Annotated in this window: 23 protein-coding genes and 1 tRNA gene; 16 read left to right on the top strand and 8 right to left on the bottom strand. The window is 69.5% G+C overall.

The window, feature by feature from the left end; all coding sequences use genetic code 11:
* Positions 1-22: 22 nt before the first annotated feature.
* Together OG747_RS28470 and glmS are read left to right on the top strand one after the other, a co-directional pair.
* Entirely contained in the window at positions 23-280 is a 258-nt protein-coding gene (locus tag OG747_RS28470) for a hypothetical protein (protein ID WP_405882232.1), read from the top strand.
* Between the two features lie 71 nt (positions 281-351).
* On the top strand, positions 352-2,169 hold the full coding sequence (gene glmS, locus OG747_RS28465; RefSeq protein WP_405882231.1) for a glutamine--fructose-6-phosphate transaminase (isomerizing): 1,818 nt from the start codon (positions 352-354) through the stop codon (positions 2,167-2,169).
* A gap of 181 nt (positions 2,170-2,350) precedes the next feature.
* Here glmS and OG747_RS28460 read toward each other — a convergent pair whose 3' ends face one another.
* Both OG747_RS28460 and OG747_RS28455 read right to left on the bottom strand, forming a co-directional pair.
* Entirely contained in the window at positions 2,351-2,920 is a 570-nt protein-coding gene (locus tag OG747_RS28460) for a GPR1/FUN34/YaaH family transporter (protein ID WP_405882230.1), read from the bottom strand.
* A 176-nt stretch (positions 2,921-3,096) separates the two neighbouring features.
* Positions 3,097-3,624, bottom strand: a complete 528-nt coding sequence (locus tag OG747_RS28455; RefSeq protein WP_405882229.1) for a universal stress protein — start codon at positions 3,622-3,624, stop codon at positions 3,097-3,099.
* A 417-nt stretch (positions 3,625-4,041) separates the two neighbouring features.
* Here OG747_RS28455 and OG747_RS28450 point away from each other — a divergent pair, with 417 nt between their 5' ends.
* The 5 genes from OG747_RS28450 to OG747_RS28430 all read left to right on the top strand — a co-directional run bounded on the left by OG747_RS28450 (position 4,042) and on the right by OG747_RS28430 (position 7,600).
* Positions 4,042-4,422 carry a hypothetical protein gene (locus tag OG747_RS28450; protein WP_405885716.1) on the top strand — a complete coding sequence of 127 codons (381 nt, stop codon included), beginning with the start codon at positions 4,042-4,044 and terminating at the stop codon, positions 4,420-4,422.
* A 378-nt stretch (positions 4,423-4,800) separates the two neighbouring features.
* A complete protein-coding gene (locus tag OG747_RS28445; RefSeq protein WP_405882228.1) occupies positions 4,801-6,036 on the top strand; it encodes a helix-turn-helix domain-containing protein in 1,236 nt (411 codons plus the stop codon).
* A 140-nt stretch (positions 6,037-6,176) separates the two neighbouring features.
* A complete protein-coding gene (gene orn / locus OG747_RS28440; RefSeq protein WP_405882227.1) occupies positions 6,177-6,779 on the top strand; it encodes an oligoribonuclease in 603 nt (200 codons plus the stop codon).
* 129 nt (positions 6,780-6,908) lie between these two features.
* A tRNA-His gene (locus OG747_RS28435) sits at positions 6,909-6,981 on the top strand.
* Between the two features lie 112 nt (positions 6,982-7,093).
* Positions 7,094-7,600 carry a GNAT family N-acetyltransferase gene (locus OG747_RS28430; protein WP_405882226.1) on the top strand — a complete coding sequence of 169 codons (507 nt, stop codon included), beginning with the start codon at positions 7,094-7,096 and terminating at the stop codon, positions 7,598-7,600.
* Positions 7,601-7,602: 2 nt separating this feature from the next.
* Here OG747_RS28430 and OG747_RS28425 read toward each other — a convergent pair whose 3' ends face one another.
* Both OG747_RS28425 and OG747_RS28420 read right to left on the bottom strand, forming a co-directional pair.
* On the bottom strand, positions 7,603-8,436 hold the full coding sequence (locus tag OG747_RS28425; RefSeq protein ID WP_405882225.1) for a serine/threonine protein kinase: 834 nt from the start codon (positions 8,434-8,436) through the stop codon (positions 7,603-7,605).
* 36 nt (positions 8,437-8,472) lie between these two features.
* Positions 8,473-9,528, bottom strand: a complete 1,056-nt coding sequence (locus OG747_RS28420) for a LacI family DNA-binding transcriptional regulator (RefSeq protein WP_405882224.1) — start codon at positions 9,526-9,528, stop codon at positions 8,473-8,475.
* Between the two features lie 405 nt (positions 9,529-9,933).
* On the opposite strand from OG747_RS28420, the gene OG747_RS28415 reads away from it, so the two are divergent.
* The 4 genes from OG747_RS28415 (at position 9,934) to OG747_RS28400 (ending at position 15,005) form a co-directional block, all read left to right on the top strand.
* Positions 9,934-11,268, top strand: coding sequence for an extracellular solute-binding protein (locus tag OG747_RS28415; protein WP_405882223.1), 1,335 nt, complete (start codon positions 9,934-9,936; stop codon positions 11,266-11,268).
* A 233-nt stretch (positions 11,269-11,501) separates the two neighbouring features.
* Complete coding sequence (locus OG747_RS28410) at positions 11,502-12,524, top strand: carbohydrate ABC transporter permease (protein ID WP_405882222.1); 1,023 nt, start codon at positions 11,502-11,504, stop codon at positions 12,522-12,524.
* A gap of 12 nt (positions 12,525-12,536) precedes the next feature.
* A complete protein-coding gene (locus tag OG747_RS28405; protein ID WP_266413721.1) occupies positions 12,537-13,445 on the top strand; it encodes a carbohydrate ABC transporter permease in 909 nt (302 codons plus the stop codon).
* A gap of 123 nt (positions 13,446-13,568) precedes the next feature.
* The gene (locus OG747_RS28400; RefSeq protein ID WP_405882221.1) at positions 13,569-15,005 is read left to right on the top strand and encodes a GH1 family beta-glucosidase; all 1,437 of its coding nucleotides are present in this window, start codon (positions 13,569-13,571) and stop codon (positions 15,003-15,005) included.
* 83 nt (positions 15,006-15,088) lie between these two features.
* Here OG747_RS28400 and OG747_RS28395 read toward each other — a convergent pair whose 3' ends face one another.
* Entirely contained in the window at positions 15,089-15,523 is a 435-nt protein-coding gene (locus tag OG747_RS28395) for an ATP-binding protein (protein WP_405882220.1), read from the bottom strand.
* A gap of 245 nt (positions 15,524-15,768) precedes the next feature.
* On the opposite strand from OG747_RS28395, the gene OG747_RS28390 reads away from it, so the two are divergent.
* The 4 genes from OG747_RS28390 to OG747_RS28375 all read left to right on the top strand — a co-directional run bounded on the left by OG747_RS28390 (position 15,769) and on the right by OG747_RS28375 (position 18,275).
* A complete protein-coding gene (locus OG747_RS28390; protein ID WP_405882219.1) occupies positions 15,769-16,650 on the top strand; it encodes a Scr1 family TA system antitoxin-like transcriptional regulator in 882 nt (293 codons plus the stop codon).
* A gap of 11 nt (positions 16,651-16,661) precedes the next feature.
* Positions 16,662-16,859 (top strand): DUF397 domain-containing protein, encoded by a 198-nt coding sequence (locus tag OG747_RS28385; RefSeq protein WP_405882218.1) that lies wholly within the window; start codon positions 16,662-16,664, stop codon positions 16,857-16,859.
* Between the two features lie 28 nt (positions 16,860-16,887).
* A complete protein-coding gene (locus OG747_RS28380) occupies positions 16,888-17,094 on the top strand; it encodes a DUF397 domain-containing protein (protein ID WP_405882217.1) in 207 nt (68 codons plus the stop codon).
* 68 nt (positions 17,095-17,162) lie between these two features.
* A complete protein-coding gene (locus OG747_RS28375) occupies positions 17,163-18,275 on the top strand; it encodes a hypothetical protein (RefSeq protein ID WP_405882216.1) in 1,113 nt (370 codons plus the stop codon).
* Between the two features lie 185 nt (positions 18,276-18,460).
* Here OG747_RS28375 and OG747_RS28370 read toward each other — a convergent pair whose 3' ends face one another.
* Both OG747_RS28370 and OG747_RS28365 read right to left on the bottom strand, forming a co-directional pair.
* On the bottom strand, positions 18,461-18,805 hold the full coding sequence (locus OG747_RS28370) for a winged helix-turn-helix domain-containing protein (RefSeq protein ID WP_405882215.1): 345 nt from the start codon (positions 18,803-18,805) through the stop codon (positions 18,461-18,463).
* Positions 18,802-19,269 carry a hypothetical protein gene (locus OG747_RS28365; RefSeq protein WP_405882214.1) on the bottom strand — a complete coding sequence of 156 codons (468 nt, stop codon included), beginning with the start codon at positions 19,267-19,269 and terminating at the stop codon, positions 18,802-18,804. Before OG747_RS28365 ends, OG747_RS28370 begins: the two co-directional genes overlap by 4 nt.
* 786 nt (positions 19,270-20,055) lie before the next feature.
* Between OG747_RS28365 and OG747_RS28360 the strand changes: the two genes are divergently transcribed.
* Positions 20,056-20,787, top strand: coding sequence for a class I SAM-dependent methyltransferase (locus OG747_RS28360; RefSeq protein ID WP_405882213.1), 732 nt, complete (start codon positions 20,056-20,058; stop codon positions 20,785-20,787).
* A gap of 17 nt (positions 20,788-20,804) precedes the next feature.
* Here OG747_RS28360 and OG747_RS28355 read toward each other — a convergent pair whose 3' ends face one another.
* Positions 20,805-22,286, bottom strand: coding sequence for a cellulose binding domain-containing protein (locus tag OG747_RS28355; protein WP_405882212.1), 1,482 nt, complete (start codon positions 22,284-22,286; stop codon positions 20,805-20,807).
* Between the last annotated feature and the right edge of the window lie 21 nt (positions 22,287-22,307).

Genomic DNA, 22,307 nt, shown 5'->3' with positions numbered 1-22,307 from the left:
CCTCGTACTCCAGGATCAACGGGTGCACGACGAACTTGTTGATCATCTGACGCGCTCCACGCCTCTGAACAGGGGCGAGGCACTGCGGGTGGTCCAGGACGTCCTCGCCTACTTCGACGAGACGACCGAGGAATACGTCCGTCGCCGCCACCGCGAGCTCCAGGCCCAGGGCCTGGTCAACGCGACGATCTTCGATCGGATCGAGGCGGACCTGAAGTACCGGGCGGTCGCACCGCCGGAGCTCACGCTCAGGCAGCTGCGACGCATCGTCTACGGCTGATCGCCCAAGGGACCGCCGATCAGCTGATCACGATCATCTTTACCACCTCTACAACCAGGGGCCTTGACTTTATGTGCGGAATCGTCGGATACATCGGCAAGCGTGACGTGGCACCGCTGCTGCTCGAAGGCCTGCAGCGCCTGGAGTACCGCGGCTACGACTCGGCGGGCATCGTCGTCACGACCCCGAAGTCGGCCGGCCTGAAGATGGTCAAGGCCAAGGGCCGGGTCCGCGACCTGGAAGTCAAGGTCCCCGCACGCTTCAAGGGCACCACCGGTATCGCCCACACCCGCTGGGCCACCCACGGCGCCCCCTCCGACGTGAACGCCCACCCGCACATGTCGGCCGACAGCAAGGTCGCGGTCGTCCACAACGGGATCATCGACAACGCCTCCGACCTGCGCAAGAAGCTCGAGGCGGACGGCGTCGAGTTCCTCTCCGAGACCGACACCGAGGTCCTCACCCACCTGATCGCCCGCGCCCAGGCCGAGAAGCTCGAGGACAAGGTCCGCGAGGCGCTCCGGGTGATCGAGGGCACGTACGGCATCGCGGTCCTGCACGCCGACTTCCCCGACCGCATCGTGGTGGCCCGCAACGGCTCCCCCGTCGTCCTCGGCATCGGCGAGAAGGAGATGTTCGTCGCCTCGGACATCGCCGCCCTGGTCACCCACACCCGCCAGATAGTGACCCTGGACGACGGCGAGATGGCCACCCTCAAGGCCGACGACTTCCGCACGTACACCACTGAGGGCACCCGTACGACGTCCGAGCCGACCACCGTGGAGTGGGAGGCGGCCTCGTACGACATGGGCGGCCACGACACGTACATGCACAAGGAGATCCACGAGCAGGCCGACGCCGTGGACCGTGTGCTGCGCGGCCGCATCGACGACCGGTTCTCCACCGTGCACCTCGGCGGCCTGAACCTGGACGCCCGCGAGGCGCGCCAGATCCGCCGCGTGAAGATCCTCGGCTGCGGCACCTCGTACCACGCGGGCATGATCGGTGCCCAGATGATCGAGGAGCTCGCCCGCATCCCCGCGGACGCCGAGCCGGCCTCCGAGTTCCGCTACCGCAACGCGGTCGTCGACCCCGACACGCTGTATGTGGCCGTGTCCCAGTCCGGTGAGACGTACGACGTACTGGCGGCCGTCCAGGAGCTGAAGCGCAAGGGCGCGCGGGTGCTCGGTGTGGTCAACGTCGTCGGCTCTGCGATCGCCCGCGAGGCGGACGGCGGCATGTACGTCCACGCGGGCCCCGAGGTCTGCGTCGTCTCGACGAAGTGCTTCACCAACACCACCGTCGCCTTCGCGCTGCTCGCCCTGCACCTCGGCCGCACCCGTGACCTGTCGGTCCGCGACGGCAAGCGGATCATCGAGGGCCTGCGCAAGCTGCCCGCCCAGATCTCCGAGATCCTGGAGCAGGAGGACGAGATCAAGAAGCTGGCCGCGGAGTACGCCGAGGCCCGCTCGATGCTCTTCATCGGCCGTGTCCGGGGCTACCCGGTGGCCCGTGAGGCCTCCCTGAAGCTCAAGGAGGTCTCGTACATCCACGCCGAGGCCTACCCGGCCTCCGAGCTCAAGCACGGCCCGCTGGCGCTCATCGAGCCCGCGCTCCCCACGGTCGCCATCGTCCCCGACGACGACCTGCTGGAGAAGAACCGCGCCGCCCTGGAGGAGATCAAGGCCCGCAGCGGCAGGATCCTCGCGGTGGCGCACCAGGAGCAGGAGAAGGCCGACCAGACGATCGTCGTCCCGAAGAACGAGGACGAGCTGGACCCGATCCTGATGGGCATCCCGCTGCAACTCCTCGCCTACCACACGGCGTTGGCCCTGGGCCGCGACATCGACAAGCCGCGCAACCTGGCCAAGTCGGTGACGGTGGAGTAAATATCCACAAGACCACCAAAGCGATAATTGAGGAACCCCCGCGGCGAGCAACCACTTCCGCGAGAGCGGCGCCGGTTTAGGCGCAAAAAACAGAGAACGGGTCCCTGTGCCACGCCACCAGCGCACAGGGACCCGTTCTTTCAGGGGGCCGGGGCCGCCCATGCCCCGGCCCGCGCCCGCTTCAGCCGGTGGCCGTCACCCCCCGGCCGGCGGCGCGTCCCGGGAGGGTGGTGGGCCAGTGCGCCATGGCCGCCGTAGCCCCGTACCAGGCCAACAGGCCACCCACGGCGGCGAACCAACCCGCGACCTTCGCAAGCCCACTGGAGTCGCCGAACTGCCCGATGGCGAGCAGAACAAGCGACACGAAGAGCAACGCGTACGTGCCCCGTACGAGCGTCGGGGCGCCGGAGGCCGCGGCGGTCAGGCTCAGCGCGACGAGCGCGAACAGGAGCAGGAACAGACCGGCCGCGTTGGCGGACATCTGCGCGTCGGCCGTGACACCCCAGGTGAACCAGAACGCGCCGAGTGCCGTGAAGGCCGTACCGGTGAAGGCGTCGTGGTCGCGGAGGGCGAACAGGCCGGCGACGAAGAGCGCTATGCCACCGACATAGGTGGCGAGGGAGACGGAGTCGGCCGCTGTCACGCCGTCGATCACTCGGGTGTGCCCGAGGCCGAAGAGCAACAGGGTGAGTCCGAGCGCGAGTTGGCCGAGGGTCGAGGTGATGCTTCCCGCGGAGACGTCATTGTCCACGGCGGGCTCCCTTCATGCATGTGCAGTTGTGCTGCGTGGTACCGGCCGTACGGTTGGTCCGGTGACCGGTACGTACCCTTCACAAGGGCACAAACCACCTCTACGCGTGAGTAGATTCATAACGGTTCACGCACCCGCCCAAGGGAGTTGACGACGGGTCAGCACATGAGGGCGGGTCAGGGAATGACGACCACCGGGCGCTGCGCGCGCTTCGCGAGCCGCCCGGCCACCGAGCCGAAGATGCGCCCGACGATGCCGTGCGTGGAGCCGACGACGATCGCGTCCGCCTCGTACTCCCGCCCCACCTCTTCGAGTTCGTGACAGATGTCACCGCCGCGCTCGACAAGGATCCAGGGCACCTCGGCCAGGTATTCGGCGCAGGCGAGCTCGAGTCCGAGCACCTCGGTGCGATGGTCGGGCACGTCGACGAAGACCGGTGGCTCGCAGCCCGCCCACACGGTGGTGGGCAGCCGGTTGGCGACGTGCACGATGATCAGGCCCGAACCGGAGCGGTGGGCCATCCCGATCGCATAGGCGAGGGCACGCTCGCTGGACGTCGAACCGTCGAAACCGACGACGACGCCGTGCTTGAAGGCGGGATCGCAGGACTGGCGGGGGTCTTCCGCCGCCAGGGGCTCGGCCGCCGTGGGATCGGCGAGCGGGCGCTTGCGGTCCGCGGGATCGAAGAATTCGTGACCGGCCATGGGTATCTCGGCGTTTGGATCCTCGTGGTGGGGACGACAACGATCGGCAGAACGGTGTGCAGAGCTGTGTCCGGGAATCATCTTCCCAACCCCATACCCCCAAGGGTACGGCGGCACGCCTCCTCTGCCCAGATCCCGCGCGCGCTACGCGGCGTTCCCCGGAGCATGCATGAGAGGCGCCCGTAACGCAATGGTTGCTGCCCCGTACAGGCGGTTTGCACAGCGTTCACCCGGGCCCGGGGTCTTTCCCGGGTGACCGGCGGGTCGAACACGCGTTGAACCGTTGAGCCACTGCCATGGAGTGCACTGGAGTACCAGGGAACCAGGAACCAGGGAACCAGGGAGCAGACCGTGCCCGGACCAGAGACCGCCTCCCACCACTCCCCCGCCGCGCCCGCCACGTCACCCTCCGTACCCATCGCGTCACCCTCCGCCCCCGCGCCGGACACGGTGAGCGACGTGGTGCGCTGGGCGGCCTTCAGCTGCGTCCTGGTCCCCGTCGTCCTCGTCTGGTACGGCACCTCACTCGCCGGCGCGACCGGCACGGCGCTCGGCCTGGCGGCCGTCACCGGGGTCTGCCGGGTACTGCTCCGTCAGTCCGAACGGGGCGCGGCCCGCCTGCGCGCCGAGGAGCACATCCCACCCCGCCCCCGCCACGGCAGACCCGGCCCGCTCCACCGTGAAGTCGGCACGCGAGATGTGGCCGACTCGCACATCATGAACGGCTCGCAGGGCAGTAGTGGCTCGGGGGCGCGCAGGGGCGGGTGCCACGGTGGAGGAAAGAAGCCGGTTGACTGACCGGTTTGTGCGCACGCCCCCGCTTCTTTTCAGCCAACTTCGGCCACCCGCGCATCCCTTGCTCGAACGACCCCTCAACCCGCGTTCGACCTGCACCGAAAGGGCCCCGGAGGGCGTACGCACCCTATGGGGATTGGCCACTGGCACGAGGCGCACTTCCCTGCACGGCCCACGAGTGCAACGCTTCGTGATCGAATGCTTCACGCCAAGTTGCCAAGTCGACATTCTGCCGAGTGCCGAACTGGTCACCTTGGCGCCACGGGACACAGTAGATTCGATCTTGACTGTCTTACGGCGGGGGACTCGTGCAGGACCGAGGGGAAACGTGCAGGAGCGACACAACCGAGGAGCCGCGACCACCGAGGGGGGCTTAGCAGTATGAGCCACGACTCCACTGCCGCGCCGGAAGCCGCGGCCCGGAAGCTTTCCGGGCGACGCCGCAAGGAGATCGTCGCGGTGCTGCTGTTCAGCGGCGGCCCCATCTTCGAGAGTTCCATACCGCTGTCGGTGTTCGGGATTGACCGCCAGGACGCCGGCGTGCCGCGCTACCGACTTCTGGTGTGCGGCGGCGAAGAAGGCCCGCTGCGGACCACAGGGGGCCTGGAACTCACCGCGCCGCATGGCCTGGAGGCGATCTCCCGGGCGGGCACCGTGGTGGTGCCGGCCTGGCGCTCGATCACCTCTCCGCCACCGGAGGAGGCGCTCGACGCGTTGCGCCGGGCGCATGAGGAGGGGGCCCGCATAGTCGGGCTGTGCACCGGCGCCTTCGTGCTGGCCGCCGCCGGACTGCTGGACGGCCGCCCGGCGACGACCCACTGGATGTACGCACCGACGCTGGCCAAGCGCTACCCGTCGGTCCACGTCGACCCACGGGAACTCTTCGTGGACGACGGCGACGTGCTGACCTCCGCGGGTACGGCGGCCGGAATCGATCTCTGTCTCCACATCGTGCGGACGGATCACGGCAACGAGGCGGCCGGTGCGCTGGCCCGCCGTCTTGTCGTGCCCCCGCGCCGGAGCGGCGGTCAGGAGCGCTATCTCGATCGATCTTTACCAGAGGAGATCGGCGCCGACCCCCTCGCGGAGGTCGTCGCCTGGGCGCTGGAGCACCTCCACGAGCAGTTCGACGTCGAAACGCTGGCGGCACGCGCGTACATGAGCCGTCGCACCTTCGACCGCCGGTTCCGCTCGCTCACGGGGAGTGCTCCCCTGCAGTGGCTGATCACTCAGCGCGTACTGCAGGCGCAGCGGCTGCTGGAGACCTCCGACTACTCGGTCGACGAGGTCGCCGGGCGCTGCGGGTTCCGCTCGCCGGTCGCGCTGCGCGGGCACTTCCGGCGCCAGCTCGGCTCGTCCCCGGCCGCGTACCGGGCGGCGTACCGGGCGCGCAGGCCGCAGTCCGACCGGCCGTCGGACACGGACGGCTCCGCGGGGCAGGCCGGGCCACCGCCCGCCCTGAGCCAGGAGAGCCCGGTCCCGCTGCAGACCCGCCGCACGGCGGCCGCCTCCGCCCTCGGCCCGTCCACGTCGCTGTCGACGGAGCCGGGCAAGGCGGGCGCGGAGCTGTACGCGGCCGGGCGCCCGAGCCTGCCGGGGCAGCGCAGCGCGCCGTAACGAAGTAGCAGTGGGCGGACCAGCAGGACGGGCGGCCCGGGACCCGACGAGGGTGCCGGGCCGCCCGTCCCGCTGTCCGCCCCAGGTCGGCGCCGTCCCGGATCTGCCCGTGCGCCGGAGCGCGCCGTAGGGTTAGGGGCATGAACGATCGCATGGTGTGGATCGACTGCGAGATGACCGGGCTCTCGCTGTCGGAGGACGCACTCATCGAGGTGGCCGCGCTGGTCACCGACTCGGAGCTGAACGTACTCGGCGAAGGGGTGGACATCGTGATCCGCCCGCCGGAGCGGGCGCTGGAGACGATGCCGGACGTGGTGCGCCAGATGCACACGACCTCCGGTCTCCTCGACGAGCTGGCCGCGGGCACGACCCTGGCGGACGCCGAGGCACACGTCCTCGCCTACGTGCGTGAGCACGTCAAGGAGCCGGGCAAGGCCCCGCTGTGCGGAAACTCGGTCGGTACGGACCGGGGTTTCCTCTCGCGCGACATGCCGGCCCTCGAGGACTACCTCCACTACCGCATCGTGGACGTCTCCTCCGTCAAGGAGCTGGCCCGCCGCTGGTACCCCCGGGCCTACTTCAACAGCCCGGAGAAGAACGGCAACCACCGCGCCCTCGCCGACATCCGCGAATCCATCGCGGAGCTCCGCTACTACCGCGAGGCGATCTTCGTCCCGCAGCCCGGCCCCGACTCGGACACCGCCCGCGCCATCGCGGCGAAGCACGTACTGCCCGCGGAATGAGCCCGGCAGCGAGCCAGATCCGGGGCCCTGACGAACTCCCGAGGGGCGCCGGATAAAGGGGGGCGCGAGCACCCCTTCGGACCCTGTACACTTTTTCTCGGCCGGTCAGGGAAACCAAGACCGGTCGTGGTGGGTGTAGCTCAGCTGGTAGAGCACCTGGTTGTGGTCCAGGATGCCGCGGGTTCAAGTCCCGTCACTCACCCTGATCGACTGAGGCCCGGTCCGCGAAAGCGGACCGGGCCTCAGTCGTGCGCGTCCGGCGCGCGTCCGATGTACGTCCGGTGTACGTCCGGTACGCCCTCTACGCTCGCCCAATGCCGCCGTACGACGACACCATCCGGACCCCCCGCCTCGACCTCCTCCCCCTCCGCGTCGCACACGCCGAGGAAATGGCCGAGGTGCTGTCCGATCCGGCGCTGCACGCCTTCATCGGCGGCGCGCCCGCCACTCCCGAGGCCTTGCGTTCACGCTATGAACGCCTCGTCGCGGGCTCCCCCGACCCTGGGGTCCTCTGGTGCAACTGGGTGCTGCGGCCGCGCGAGGACCGGTGTCTCGTCGGTACGGTCCAGGCGACCGTCGCCGGGGAGGTCGCGGAGATCGCCTGGGTGGTGGGCACGCCCTGGCAGGGGCGGGGGTTCGCCGGGGAGGCGGCGCGGGGGCTGGTCGGCCGGTTGGGCGAGGAGCCCGGGGTCCGTACGGTCGTCGCGCACATCCATCCCGGCCACCGGGCTTCCGCGGCCGTCGCCACCGCCGCCGGGCTGGCTCCGACCGATCGGTACCAGGACGGCGAAGTCCGGTGGGAGCTGACGGTACGGCGGTGACATCACCCGCCCTGCGGGCTGTCGGCGGCCCGCCACGCGTCGGCGAAGTGATGGACGTCCTCGAAGCGGTCGCCGGGATCGGCCCGGGTCGCGCGGACGATCACCGCCTGCTGGGCCGGGGTGCCCCGCCAGGCGCGTTCCTCGTCGCCCGCGTCCAGGAGGAGCCGGGCGGTGCGGCCCAGGGTGAAGACGGTCGTACGGGTGTCGATCACGGAGCCCCGTACGAACTCCTCGGGGGCCATGAACCGGCGGGAACCCGGCAGGCGTTCGTCCTCGACCACGAACGGGCCCGGCCGGTACTCGTCCAGGTCGACCAGGTGGACGACGTCGCCCGCGAAGTCGTACAGCAGCGCGCCGTCGTAGAAGTCGACCGCGACATGACCGGCGTTCTCCACGGCGAGATGGGCGTCGAGGACGCGTTCGAAGGCGGCGAGGACGCGGGCGACCGGCAGGGCGCGGAAGCGGGCCATCGGGCTCTCCGGGCCCGTACGGTCGCGCGGTCCGCCCGCCGTGGCCGGGTACAGCGCCTCGCCCTCCCGCCAGGGCATCACCACCGCCCAGCCGCCACCGCCCCGTACGGCGATGCGGTGGACCTGCGGGACGATCGCCCGGTGCCGTACGGCCCGGTGGAAGGCCCAGGCCCGTTCGAGCGAGCGGCGCCCCTGGTCGGTGGCCGCCTCCTTGACGAACCAGCGCGCCCCGTCGAGCAGCCGCACCCCGTACGACACGCACCCGGAATCCTGCTCCCGGAACACCAGGAACACCTCGCCCACCCGGCCCAGATAGGGCTCCACGGCAGGCACTTCATCGACACCGAGCAAGGAGTGGAGGACCATACCTGTCAGATTGCCCTACCGAAGCCTTATTGCACGTCAGGACGACGCCCGTGCCACCAGTTCGGAGGGCAGTACGACCTGGCGCTTCTCCAGGCCGCGCGAGACCGCCGGGCGGCGGTCCGCGATCTCGCCCAGCAGGAGGTCGATCATGGCGCGGCCCATCTCCTCGATCGGCTGGCGCACGCTGGTCAGGGGCGGGTCCATGTGGCGGGCGATGGCGGAGTCGTCGTAGCCGACAAGGGCCACGTCGTCGGGTATGCGGCGGCCCACTTCCCGCAGGACCTGGCGGGCACCGGCCGCCATCACGTCCGAGCCCGCGAAGACCGCGTCCAGGTCGGGGCAGCGGGCCAGCAGCTCGGTCATCGCGCGCCGGCCGCCCTCCTCGGTGAAGTCGCCGGGGATGATCAGCCGGTCGTCCACCTCGTGTCCGGCCGCGCGCAGGCCCTCGCGGTAGCCGTCGACGCGGCGCTGGGCGCCGAAGACATCGAGACGGCCCGCCAGGTGGACGATCCTGTGCCGCCCCCGGGAGACCAGATGTTCCACGGCCATCAAGCCGCCGCCGTAGTTGTCCGAGTCCACCGACGGCAGCGTCTCGTCCGCCGAGCGGCGACCGCTGATCACCGCCGGGATCTCCAGCTGGGAGAGCAGGTCGGGCAGCGGATCGTCCGCGTGGACGGACACGAGCAGGACGCCGTCCACGCGGTGCGCCGCCAGGTACTGGGCGAGGCGCTGCCGCTCCCGGTCGCTGCCCGCGAAGATCAGCAGCAGCTGCATCTCGGTGTCGGAGAGCTCCGCGCCGACACCGCGCAGCATGTCGGAGAAGTACGGCTCCGCGAAGAAGCGGGTCTCCGGCTCGGGGACGACGAGGGCGATCGCGTCCGTACGGTTGGCGGCGAGGGCGCGCGCCGCCGTGTTCGGGACATAGCCGAGTTCGGCGACCGCCGCCTCGACGGCCGCGCGGGTCGCGTCACTGACCCGTGGGGAGCCGTTGATCACTCGGGACACCGTGCCGCGGCCCACTCCGGCACGCGCGGCGACCTCTTCGAGGGTCGGCCGCCCGCCGCTCCGGCCCCGCGCTCCGTGGCCTGCCATTGGCTCCGCCCTCTCGCCGACCTACGTTGGCCTGGAATCTAACAGTCGCGTTCACGGTCCCGTTCATGGACGGGGACCCGGCCGTGACGGCAGCCTCGCCGGGGCTGCCCGCCGACACCGGGAAGTCGCGCTGACACGAGCCAGTCGACCCGCCGCGCACCACCCGTCGGACCCGTCTCCCGAAGTTAGTTAACGGGCCGATAACTGAACGCGTCTCTCCGCGTCCGCTCCCTTGACACCCCCGCGCGAACCGACGACTCTTCAACACATCACCTGTGGGAGCGCTCCCACGGTACCTGACACATACACATCCCGCACGTTCCCCGCCCGAGCCGCAGCGAGAAACAACGGGCCCAACAGTGCAGTTGGCCGGGGGGTCGGCACGTCAGGCAACAGGAGGACGCAATGCGCACGATTACCCGTCGGTCCCGCAGTCTGGGGGCTCTCGCGGCCGTCGCCGCGCTGACCACAGGGCTGCTGGCCGGCTGTGCCGACGACAGCGGTGGAAGCGGCAGCGGTGGCAGCAGCAGTGACACGGGCGGTGGCAAGGGCAAGACGACGATCACCCTGGGGCTGTTCGGCACCCAGGGATTCAAGGAAGCCGGCCTCTACACCGAGTACGAGAAGCTCAACCCGAACATCAAGATCGCCGAGAATGTCGTCGAGCGGAACGAGAACTACTACCCGGCGCTCGTCAACCACCTCACCACCAACAGCGGCCTGCAGGACGTCCAGGCCGTCGAGGTCGGCAACATCGCCGAGGTCGTGCAGACCCAGGCGAGCAAGCTCGTGGACCTGTCCAAGGTCTCGGGCGTGAGCAAGAGCAACTGGCTGGACTGGAAGTGGCAACAGGCCACCACCCAGGACGGCCAGACGATCGGACTCGGCACCGACATCGGCCCGATGGCGATCTGCTACCGCAAGGACCTCTTCCAGCAGGCCGGCCTGCCCACCGACCGCGACAAGGTCGGGCAGCTGTGGGCGGGCGACTGGAACAAGCTCGTCACCGCCGGCGAGACGTACAAGAAGAAGGCGCCCAGCGGCACCACCTTCATGGACTCCCCCGGCGGTCTGCTCAACGCGGTCATCAGCAGTGACCAGCAGAAGTTCTACGACTCCTCCGGCAAGGTCGTCTACAAGACGAACCCGGCCATCAAGAGCGCCTTCGACCTGACCGCGAAGGCCGCCTCGGAGGGACTGGTCGGCGCGCAGACGCAGTTCCAGCCGGCCTGGGACACGACGATCGCCAACAGCAAGTTCGCCGCGGTGGCCTGCCCGCCGTGGATGCTCGGCTACCTCAAGGGCAAGTCGAAGCCGGAAGCGGCCGGCAAGTGGGACGTGGCCGCCGCGCCCAAGTCCGGCAACTGGGGCGGCACCTTCCTGGCCGTGCCCAAGAGCGGCAAGAACGTCACGGAGGCCGAGAAGCTGGTCACCTGGCTGACCGCGCCCGCCCAGCAGGCCAAGCTGTTCAGCGTGCAGGGCAGCTTCCCGAGCGCACCCGGCGCCTACAACCTGCCCCTGGTGACCGGCGCGAAGAACTCGATGACCGGTGACACACCGATCGGCACGGTCTTCGCCGAGGCCGCCAAGGCCATCCCGACCCAGGTGATCGGCCCGAAGGACCAGATCATCCAGCAGGGTCTGACCGACAACGGCGTCATCCTCGTCACGAAGGGCAAGTCGGCCGCGGAGGCCTGGAACACGGCCACCAAGACCATCGACAACAACCTGGAGAATTGAGCCCTCCCCCAGACGGAGCAAGGGGATTCCTGGCTCACGCCGCTCGGCCACTCAGCAAGCGATCGAGTCTTACGCGATCAACACCAGCCGGGTTGGAACCAGCCCGGTCTACATCGACACCAAGGATCCAGCCGCATGCCTGGTTCTCGCAATGCATCGAGCACAGTTCACCCGATCGTGTGGACGTCCCGCGGACCCCGGCCTGAAGGCCGATACCCACTCGGAGACGTCAGGTGACCGGAACGACACCCCGGCACGACACCGCCGCGCCCCCCGCCGAGGGGGGCGCGGCCCCGGGCCGTCCGCCCGCCGACGTCGTACCCGACGAGAAGGACCAGCGGCGCCGGGCCCGGCTCTCCCGCCGCTGGCAGCGGGACATACGGTGGAGCCCGTACGCGTTCGTCTCACCGTTCTTCCTGCTGTTCCTCGCGTTCGGCCTGTTCCCGCTGATCTACACCGGCTGGGCCTCGCTGCACACGGTGGAGCTGACGGCACCCACCGACATGCAGTGGGCGGGTCTGCGCAACTACACCCGCATCTTCGACGACGACTTCTTCTGGAACGCGGCGAAGAACACCCTGACGATCGGGATCATCTCGACCGTCCCGCAGCTGCTGATGGCGATGGGCCTCGCCCACATCCTCAACTACAAGCTGCGCGGCTCGATCTTCTACCGGGTCATGATGCTCGCGCCGTACGCGACGTCGATCGCCTCAGCCTCACTCGTGTTCGTGCTGCTGTTCGGCCGCGACTACGGCATGATCAACTGGGCGCTGCACGCCATCGGTTTCGACAAGATCGACTGGCAGAACGACAAGTGGCCCTCGCAGATCGCCGTCTCGACGATCGTCATCTGGCGCTGGACCGGCTACAACGCGCTGATCTACCTGGCGGCGATGCAGGCGATCCCGCAGGACCTGTACGAGTCGGCGGCCCTCGACGGGGCCAACCGCTGGCAGCAGTTCTTCCACGTGACCCTGCCGTCGCTGCGGCCGACGATCCTGTTCACCGTCGTCGTCTCGACCATCGGAGCGAGCCAGGTGTTCGGCGAGCCGCTGCTGTTCGACGCCAACAAGGGCGCGTCCGGCGGCGCCGAGCACCAGTTCCAGACACTCGGCCTGTACCTCTACGAGCAGGGCTGGGTGAACCAGCACCTGGGCCGCGCCTCCGCGATCGCCTGGACGATGTTCCTGATCCTCATCGTGATCGGGATCGTCAATTACGTCATCTCGCGCCGGCTGCGCGCCAGTAGTTAAGGAGAACCGGCCGTGACGACGACCCTGACGAAACCCCCGGCGGACGCGGTACCCGAACCGCCGAAGCGTCTGCGGCGCCCCAAGTCGGCGCGCGCGGGCGGCCAGATGCACGCGGGACCCCTCGCGTACGTCATCCTCGCGCTGTTCACGATCGGCTCGTTGGGCCCGCTGGTGTGGACCGCGATCGCCGCCTCCCGCGACACCAACCGGCTGGCGCAGTCCCCGCCGCCGTTCTGGTTCGGCTCGAACCTCTTCCACAATCTCGACGTCGCCTGGACGGAGGCCAACCTGGGCGAGGCCTTCGTCAACACCACGTTCGTGGCGGGTGTCTCGGCGGTGACCGTGGTCTTCCTGTCGACGCTCGCCGGGTTCGCCTTCGCCAAGCTGCGCTTCAGGGGCCGTGGCGCCCTGATGCTGATCGTCGTCGGCACGATGATGGTGCCGCCGCAGCTCAGCGTGATCCCGCTCTACATGATGGTCGCCAAGCTCGACTGGACCGACCAGCTGCAGGCGGTGATCTTCCCGTCGCTGGTGAGCGCGTTCGGGGTGTTCTTCATGCGGCAGTACCTGATCCAGGCACTGCCGGACGAGCTGATCGAGGCGGCCCGTGTCGACGGCGCGAGCAGCTGGCGGGTGATCTGGCACGTGGTGTTCCCGGCCGCCCGGCCCGCCATGGCGGTGCTCGGCATGCTGGTGTTCGTACAGACGTGGAACGACTTCCTGTGGCCGTTCCTGGTGCTCACCCAGACCGGCAACCCGACCGTGCAGGTCGCGGTCGCGGGCCTCGGCCGCGGCTTCACCCCCGACCAGTCCCTGATCATGGCGGGCGCGCTGCTCGGCACGCTGCCGCTGCTCTTCGTCTTCGCCCTGTTCGGCAAGCAGATCGTCGGCGGCATCATGCAGGGCGCCGTCAAGGGCTGACGCCCGACATCCACAGGGGTCCCCCTTCGGGAACCTTCCCGGGGGCCGGGTCACCGCCGCCCCGGCCCCGCCTCCCCCCTCTTCTTACCGTCGGTCTCCACGACCACCTATGGGAGCGCTTCCATGCCTGAACCCGCATCGCCCGTGACCTTTCCCCCCGCCTTCCTCTGGGGCGCGGCGACCTCCGCGTATCAGATCGAGGGGGCGGTACGGGAGGACGGCCGCACGCCCTCCATCTGGGACACCTTCAGCCACACGCCAGGCAAGACGGCCGCCGACGAGACCGGTGACATCGCTGTCGACCACTACCACCGCTTCCGCGACGACGTGGCCCTGATGGCGGAGCTGGGCCTGTCGGCGTACCGCTTCTCGATCTCCTGGTCCCGGGTGCAGCCGACGGGCCGCGGCCCCGCGGTCCAGCGGGGCCTGGACTTCTACCGCAAACTGGTCGACGAACTGCTCTCGCACGGCATCAAACCGGCCATCACCCTCTACCACTGGGACCTCCCGCAGCACCTGGAGGACGCGGGCGGCTGGCCGGAGCGCGACACGGCGCTGCGTTTCGCGGAGTACGCGCAGATCGTGGGCGAGGCGCTGGGCGACCGCGTGGAGCAGTGGATCACGTTGAACGAGCCGTGGTGCAGCGCGTTCCTGGGCTACGGCTCGGGGGTGCACGCGCCCGGCCGGACGGATGCCGCGGCTTCCCTGAGGGCGGCCCACCACCTGAACCTGGCGCACGGCCTGGGCACCACCGCCCTGAGGTCCGCGATGCCGGCCCGCAACACGGTCGCGGTCAGCCTCAACTCGTCCGTCGTCAGGCCCCTTTCCCCGTCCCCGGAGGACCTGGCGGCGGTCCGGCGCATCGACAACCTGGCCAACGGCGTCTTCCACGGCCCGATGCTGCACGGCGCGTACCCCGAGGGCCTGTTCGCGGAGACGTCCTCGATCACGGACTGGTCGTACGTCCTGGACGGCGACCTCGCGGCCATCAACCAGCCCCTCGACGCCCTCGGCCTGAACTACTACACCCCGACGCTGGTGTCGGCGGCTTCGGAATCGTCCGACGGTCCGCGCCCGGACGGACACGGGGCGAGTTCCTACTCCCCGTGGCCGGGTGCGGACGGTGTCGCGTTCCACCAGACCCCCGGCGACCGTACGGAGATGGGCTGGACGATCGACCCGACGGGGCTGCACGACCTGATCATGCGGTACACGAGGGAGGCGCCGGGCCTGCCCCTGTACATCACGGAGAACGGCGCGGCGTACGACGACAAGCCCGACCCCGAGGGCCGTGTCCACGACCCCGAGCGCATCGCCTACCTGCACGGCCACCTGTCGGCGGTGCGCCGCGCCATCGCCGACGGCGCGGATGTCCGGGGCTACTACCTCTGGTCCCTGATGGACAACTTCGAGTGGGCGTACGGCTACGGCAAGCGGTTCGGGGCGGTGTACGTCGACTACGCGACCCTGACCCGTACGCCCAAGTCCAGCGCGCACTGGTACAGGGAGGTGGCGCGGACGGGGTCGCTGCCGCCGGTGACGTCGGCTGCCGCCGAGTAGCCACAGAGTCCATTGCCCGGGGGAAGCGGGGGGAGGGGGCGCGGTGCCTGGGGGGCGCCGCGCCCCCGTCGCGTGCGGCTCGCTCAACGCCCGAGCTCGAACCAGGTCGCTTTGCCCGGCCCGGGCCCGTGCGTGCACACGCCCCAGGCGTCGGAGCCGTACGAGATGAGCTGTATGCCGCGGCCGTCTTCGGCGTCGGGGGTGGGCGTACGGCAGGTGGGCAGACCCGGGGCTTCGTCGTGCACGAGGACGCGGAGTCGGTGGGGGTCGGCCCAGCCGGCGTAGAGCGTCACGGGGGTGGTACAGCCCTTGCCCGCGCAGGCGTTGATGGCGTTGGTGACGGCTTCCGAGGTCAACAGAACTGCGGTGTCGGTGAGTTCGGGGCGGTGGGAGGCGGCGAGGAGAGTACGGACGGTTTCGCGGGCGGCGCGGACCCAGACGGGGTGGGGCGGGAAGACGAGGGAGACGTCGGTGGGGTTGGGGGCGGGGATGGAGATGGGGTGTGGGGGGTCGTCCATGGAGGGGGCTCCTTCAGCGGTTGCGGGCGCGCGCACGCGGTGACCAGGTCCGGGGCCTCAACTGGGGTGAGGGTGGGGGTACTTCCTCGGGGCGCGGGGGTGGGTCGTCTTCGACGGTACGGTCAGTCGTGAGCTGAGTTCAATCGTGAACGCCACTTACGACCCATGTGGGTGACGTCGGAAGCAACGGGTCGACGCCGCTGCCGTGGTCGCGGCACACTGCGCACGGTTCAGAAGGAGGGAACATGCCACCACGGAGCAGCCCCAGCGAACGTCAACGACGTCTGGGCGCGGAGCTGCGCAAACTCCGGCTGCGCGCGCACATGTCGACCGACGACGCCGCCGCGTTGCTGGAGGGCGAGCGCACTCGGGTCAGCCACATCGAGGCCGGGCGGCTCAATGTCTCCCACAATCGGCTGTACAAGTTGCTCCGCGCGTACGACTGCCCAGCAGGACCGTACTTCGACGAGCTCATGAGCATGGCCCAGTCGAGCGGGAAGGGCTGGTGGGACGAGTTCGACGACACGATCGGCCCCACCGCGAGAAACCTGGCAGAGCTGGAGTCACGGTCCGCCGTACTGCGCACGCACGAACCGCTGTTCATCCCCGGCATGCTCCAGACGGAGGAGTACGCACGCACCGTCCTCGGCGAAACCGAGGAGGACCCTCAACGGGCTGACCGTTATGTCGAGTTCCGCCTCGCTCGGCAGCGCATCCTACAAGGCGGTGCGGCCGTGACGTACCGGTCAGTCATCCACGAAGCGGCACTGCACACCCTGATTGGCGGCCCTCAGGTCATGCGCAGGCAACTCCTCCGCTTGATCGAGGTCTCCCGACTGCCCAATGTGACCGTGCAGATCTTCCCGTTCGAGGGTGGTGGGTACTCCGCGTACAGCGGTTCGTTCGCCATCTTCGGAGGAGTGGCGACCGCGTTGGACACTGTCTACCTGGAGCACCCGCGGAACTCTCTCTTCCTCGGCGATGGCAAGCACCTCGACGAGTACGCCAAAATGTTCGAGCGACTTTCCGGGCTGGCCCTGGCTCCTGTAGATCCCCAGTCGGCGCCGGAAACTCACGAGTCCCGCGACTCACTGAGCCTGATCCAGCACGTCATGTACGCCCTCTGAAAGGAAACGCGATGCCCCGACTCACCTGGCAGAAGTCCTCATTCAGCGGCGGCGGCGAAGGCAACTGCGTAGAGCTGGCGGCAGCCGCGACATCCGGTCGGATCCACCTCCGCGAAAGCGACCAACCGTACGAGGTCGCCACCATCACACGCCACGCCCTGGCGGGACTGCTCGGCGCCATCAAAGCCGAACGGATCACCCAACCTTGATTGGGCGGGTACGTCGAGAGGAGCCGCGATGCCCCACCTCACCTGGCAGAAGTCGTCGTACAGCACGGGCGGCGAAGGCGAGTGCATAGAGCTGGCGGCAGCCCCGCCGTCGGGCCACATCCACCTCCGCGAAAGCGACCACCCCACCACCATCGCCACCACCACACCCCACGCCCTGGCCGCACTCATCGGCGTCATCAAGTCCGGCAAGTCCGGGCTGCCCGCACGGCGTTGACGATCCTTAACGCGTCCTTGTTGCCCGGCGCATGGTCGGCTCCGTGAGCGTCGGCGGAGAATGAATCAGTGACGTCCGTACACGACACTTCGTCGCCCGGAAGAGCCGACGATCGACCGCCCAGGAAGAACCGCCCGAGGTTCCTAGGGCTCCTGGCGTTCGCCGGCTCTCTCGTACTCGTCGCCGTGTGGCTGCTGCTGGGGCCCATGCGCGACGCCCTGCACGAGGAGCGGGACTTCAGGGCCGCGGTCGCCTGTCCGGAGCGGACCGCCTCGACCGGCTCCGAGGGCTGCCTGCGTACCGTGACGGCACGGATCGACCGTACCGATCCGGTAGAAGGGACCAGGTCGGCGGCGTACTGGCTGTACGTCACCGAGCCGGGCGGCAAGACCGACCGCGCCCGGATCGACGGTTCCTCCGGTCCGGCGTCCGCGACCGCCTGGTCCGGGGCCCGGATCCAGGTCACCGAGTGGCGGGGGAAGATCCGGTACGTCGCCTTCTCGGACGGGCGCCAGTACACGCACGCCGACCCGCGCGGCAGCTACCGGCCCTACTACTCCGCGGGGCTCGGCCTCGGCCTCTTCGGCGCGGGATTCCTCGTGAGCACGTACTGGTGGGCCCGGATCTCCGCCGTCTCTCCCCTGCGCTACCCCTGGCAGGTGTCCGTTTCGATGACGGGCGCGGTCGTCCTCGCCTGCGCCGGTGCCCTCGCGCCCATGGTGACCGACGGGGTCAGGGCCGCGCTGCTGTTCGTCGCGGGGGCCGCCGGCCTGGTGCTGGTCGGATGCGCCGTGGCCGTCCTGGTTCTCCGGCGGCGGCAGAGCGGTGACGACACCGTCGAGGTGACACCGACCGTCCCGGACACCGAACAGTGCTTCCTGGGCGGCATCGTGGGCGAGGTCCCCTACGGCAAGAACGGCGGTGGTTATCTGGTGGCGGCGCCCGGCCTGCTGGCGCAAACGCCCGATCCGACCGGCGCGTTCGCCCGCCGAGCCGTACCGCCCACCCTGGTCCCCCAGCGCGTGCGCCTGCCCTACTGGTCGGACCGCAGCGACTACGGCGCCGGGACGCTGGTGGTCGAGTGCCGGGACGGCGAGACTCCCGTGCTCATCACGACGAAGAAGGAGAACGTGCCCTGGGTGCTGGGTGCCCTGCAGCCGGTCGCAGCCAGGAGGCCCTAGCTCCGCCGACGCTGTTGGCGAATTCCCGTCGGCGTGGTGGGCGGTCTGGCCGGTGCCCCAGGGGTCACGGTGTGTGGCCCGGCGAATGTGACACTTGCGCGGCGAGTGTCACATTCCCGCGGCCGACCACCCGGCCGCAGCGGATGCGCCAACAGCGTCCGGGCCGGTCGGTCTGGTCGGCCGATTCAGCTTTCCGGGTCGCCTTCGTCGGCTGCTGCCTGGTCGGCGGCGAGTTGAGCGGCGTTCTGCAGCCAGGTGAGGTGTTCGGTGAACGCGGTGCGGCCCTCAGGGGTGAGCCGGAACCATGTTCGTGGACGTCGTCCGATCGCACCCTTGCGTACTTCGAGGTAGCCGGCGTCCTCCAGGATCCGGGACTGCTTGGACAGCACCGAATCGCTCACCCCCACGGTGTCCCGCACGACGGAGAACTCCACCCACTGCGGGCCGGCGGCGAGCAGTCCGCAGATCGACAGCCGGGTCACCGGATGGATGATCTCGTCCAGTCGCCCGCGTCCTTCGGGTCTGGTCATCGCGATACCGCTCGCCCTTGCCGGATGTCGTGACGGATCGCCGCGTTCTGCCACAGCGCAATGCCCACTGCCGCCGCCACCATGACGATTACCAGCGCGATCGCGAGCACGCTATGCCCTCTTCCGAGCAGCACGTGCTCGCCGGCAACGGATGTCAGCGCCCACGCGAGCGTGACCCACATGACGGGTCGGGCCGACGGGTAGGTCGTGTTCCGGCCCCGGTACTTCACACCGGTGGTGCGAACCAGAAGGCGGCTCAGGCCTATCTGGGTCAGGATCAACACCGGCAATGAGCTTTGGCCCACCTCCTCAGAGATGTACCGCGGCTGCAGGAACGGCAGGGCCAGCACCGCAGCTATCAGCACCGCGGTCGCCGCCAGATACCACCACGGAAGCCTCAGCCGCTGAGCTAACGCCGTCCGTTGCTGTTGAAGCTGCTGCAGATCCCGCGAACCGTCGTTCATGACAACCTCCATCGCATGGCATGTACTTTCCACTATGGAAAGTACATGCCATGCGGAAGGACCACAACACCGCAGGCCGCACCCGGAGGTTGGTCAGGTTGAGGAGATGTTCGAGACCGTGGGCCCCGAGGACCGTGCGGGCAGGGAGACGCCCGCGTGGAGGGTTCGCAACGAACTGGCCGCCACAGCGGGACCGGCCTGGGGCGGAGCCGTTGCGGGCCAAGGAGATCGCGGCCGCGCTGGGCATCGACGCCGCGGTGGCAGCGAGGGTCGAAGGGGTGCGCTCGAAGGCGAAACGCCTGACCGAGCCGGGGTGGTTGTTTCAGGAGGCGTCGGGCGCGTTCAGCGCCGGCCGCAGGCTCGTGGCCTCGCCAGGCGGCGGCACCGCGCCGTGCCGTGCCGTACAGCTTCCCGGCCTCGCTGCAGGGCGGCATCAACGCCGAGGTCCGGGACAAACACGCCGGGTACGACGCGCGGGCCCACTGAGGGGCTCAGTGTCCTTCAGGCAGCGTCCTTCAGCGCCCTTCGGAGTTCTTCGGAGTTCTTCAGAAAGGTGCCCCGGCGGCTCCGGGAATGCCTCCGGGGCGGCCTTGGGAGGGGGTGTGGGTGGCCGCGGGCCATGACCCCGGCGGGCGTGGGCGCGCCCTCCGGCCCCGCCTCCCGCAGGGGCCCTTCACGCCTCTCCGCATCCCTCCGCGCATCCGGCCTGACCTGGCCTTTCGTGGAGATCGGGCCTACCGTTTCCCCGTCACGAGCCTTCATGAACCTTCGTGAAAAGGGGAGCGGATGGACCGGAACATACGCACGATCGACGATGTGCTGAACCTCCTGGACGGCCTGTTCGCGCCGGAAGCCGACCGGTGGACGGCGGGCGGGGCCGCCTGGTGGGACGGCTTCTACGCCGACCGCTCCAGGCCCGTACCGTTCTTCGTCGCGAAGCCGGACGAGAACCTGGTCGCGTACCTCGACAAGGACCTGATCGCCCCGGGCCGCGCCCTCGATCTGGGCTGCGGCCCGGGGCGCAACGCCCTTCATCTGGCCGCCTCGGGCTTCCAGGTGGACGCGGTCGACCTCTCCCCGACGGCCCTCGCCTGGGCCGAGGACCGTGCGCGCGAGGCCGGGGCCGAGATCCGTTTCCACTGCAGCGACGCGTTCGCGCTCACCGACGGCGACTGGGGCGGCCCGTACGACCTGATCTACGACTCGGGCTGCTTCCACCACCTGCCGCCGCACCGCCGCATCAGCTACCTCGCCCTGCTCGACCGCACCCTCGCCCCGGGCGGCCATCTCGCCCTCACTTGCTTCGCCGCCGGCGGGATGGGGTCCGAACTCCCCGACGGGGCCTTCTACCAGCAGTCCGCTCTGCACGGCGGGCTCGCCTACACCCCCGAGTCCTTGCGTTGGATCTTCTCCGACCTGACCGAGGTCGAGTTGCGCCGCATGCGTGACGAGCCGCCCGAGTCCGCGCTCTTCGGCGAGCCCTTCCTCTGGACGGCCCTGTTCCGCCGCGGCACGTAACCCCCGTGCGGAGGCGTCTACTTGTACGCGCCGAACGCCTTCGAGAACGCGCCCGCGTCCTGGACGATCGAGCTGCAGATCGCGTCGGCGGAGTTCTTCGCGCCGCCCGCGCACTGCTTGTCGCGGGAGGCGGACCACATCGACAGCCAGCCAAGGCCCTTGGACTGGGCGAAGGCGACCAGCTGCGTCGCGTCGTCGACCTTGAAGATCTCGGACGCGACGTCGTTGACGCCGATCATCGGGGTGATGGCGACGGCCTTCCACGCCGCGCTGTCCGACAGCCCGAGCACGCTCTTCACCTGGGCCTGCGTGGCGGTGGCGGCCTGCTCGGCGTAGGTGCCCATGTCACCGCTGTACGAGGCGCCGTAGTCCATCGCCATGATGTTGACCGTGGAGATCTTCACACCGTTCGCCTTGGCGTTGGACAGGAGGTTCACGCCGTCCTGGGTCAGGCCCTCGGGCATCACCGGGAGCGTGAACGACACGTCCAGGTTCGGGTGCTGCTGCTGGAGTTTCGCGATCGCCTTCGCCCGGTTCGTGTTCGCGGTCGTGTTCGGCAGCGCGCCGCCCTCGACGTCGAAGTCGACCTTGGTCAGGTTGTACGCGTCCACGGCCTTCCCGTACGCCGTCGCCAGCGCGTCCGCCGACGCGCACGTCGTCGCCAGCTCCGAGCCCGAGGCACCACCGAAGGAGACCCGGACGTCACCACCCTTCGCCCGCAGCGCGCCGATCTGCGAGGCCACGCCGTCACTGGCGAGGTCGGTCACACCGCCCCACTTCGGCGTACAGCCGCCGCCGTCGGTGATGAAGGCCAGGTTGTAGTCCTTCACGCCGGTCGCCGTCGCGCTGCCCACCAGGTCGAAGGCCGGATAGAGCGAGGTGTCGACGTACGGCGCGAAGCCCGCGCCGGTCGTCGTGCCGCTGCCGCTGCCGGTGCTCTGCGAGGCGGTGGGTGTGGGGGTGGAAGTGGGGGTGGGGGTGGAGGTGGGGGTCGGCGTCGGGCTTTGAGTAGCGGTGGGTGTCGGGGTCGGCGACTGCGTCGGGCGGCCGCTCGGCTCCGGGGTCGCGCCCTCGTCCACCGAGCACTTGGCGCCGTCGATGACACAACCGGTCGGGTCCGCGGTGCCGTTCACGACGAAGCCGACGGTGGCCGACTCGCCGGCCGCCAGGCCGTCCTTGTCCCAGGACGGCGGCTTCACGGTGACATGCTGCCCGCTCACGCTCGACTCGCCGTTCCACAGCGAGCTGAGCTTCGCGCCCGTCGGCAGGTCGAACTCCAGCGTCCAGTCCCCCTTCGCCTGACCGGTGTCGTTGGTGATGACGTACTGCGCGGTGTAACCCGTCGACCAGTCACTGGTCTTGGTGTACGCGGCGCCGACACCGGCCGCCAACGCGGTTCCGGAGAACAGGAAGGCGCCACCACCGACCACGGCCGCGGCGACGGCGCCGCCTATCACCTTGCTCCTGCCACTGACCTCGCGCCGGTGCGTGCTGCTCATCGCGTGTGCCTGCCTTCAGGG

The sequence above is a fragment of the Streptomyces sp. NBC_01384 genome (assembly GCF_045040035.1).
Classification (GTDB): domain Bacteria; phylum Actinomycetota; class Actinomycetes; order Streptomycetales; family Streptomycetaceae; genus Streptomyces.
The sequence above is the reverse complement of the archived record's forward strand: the minus strand, read 5'-3'. Positions and strand labels throughout refer to the sequence as shown.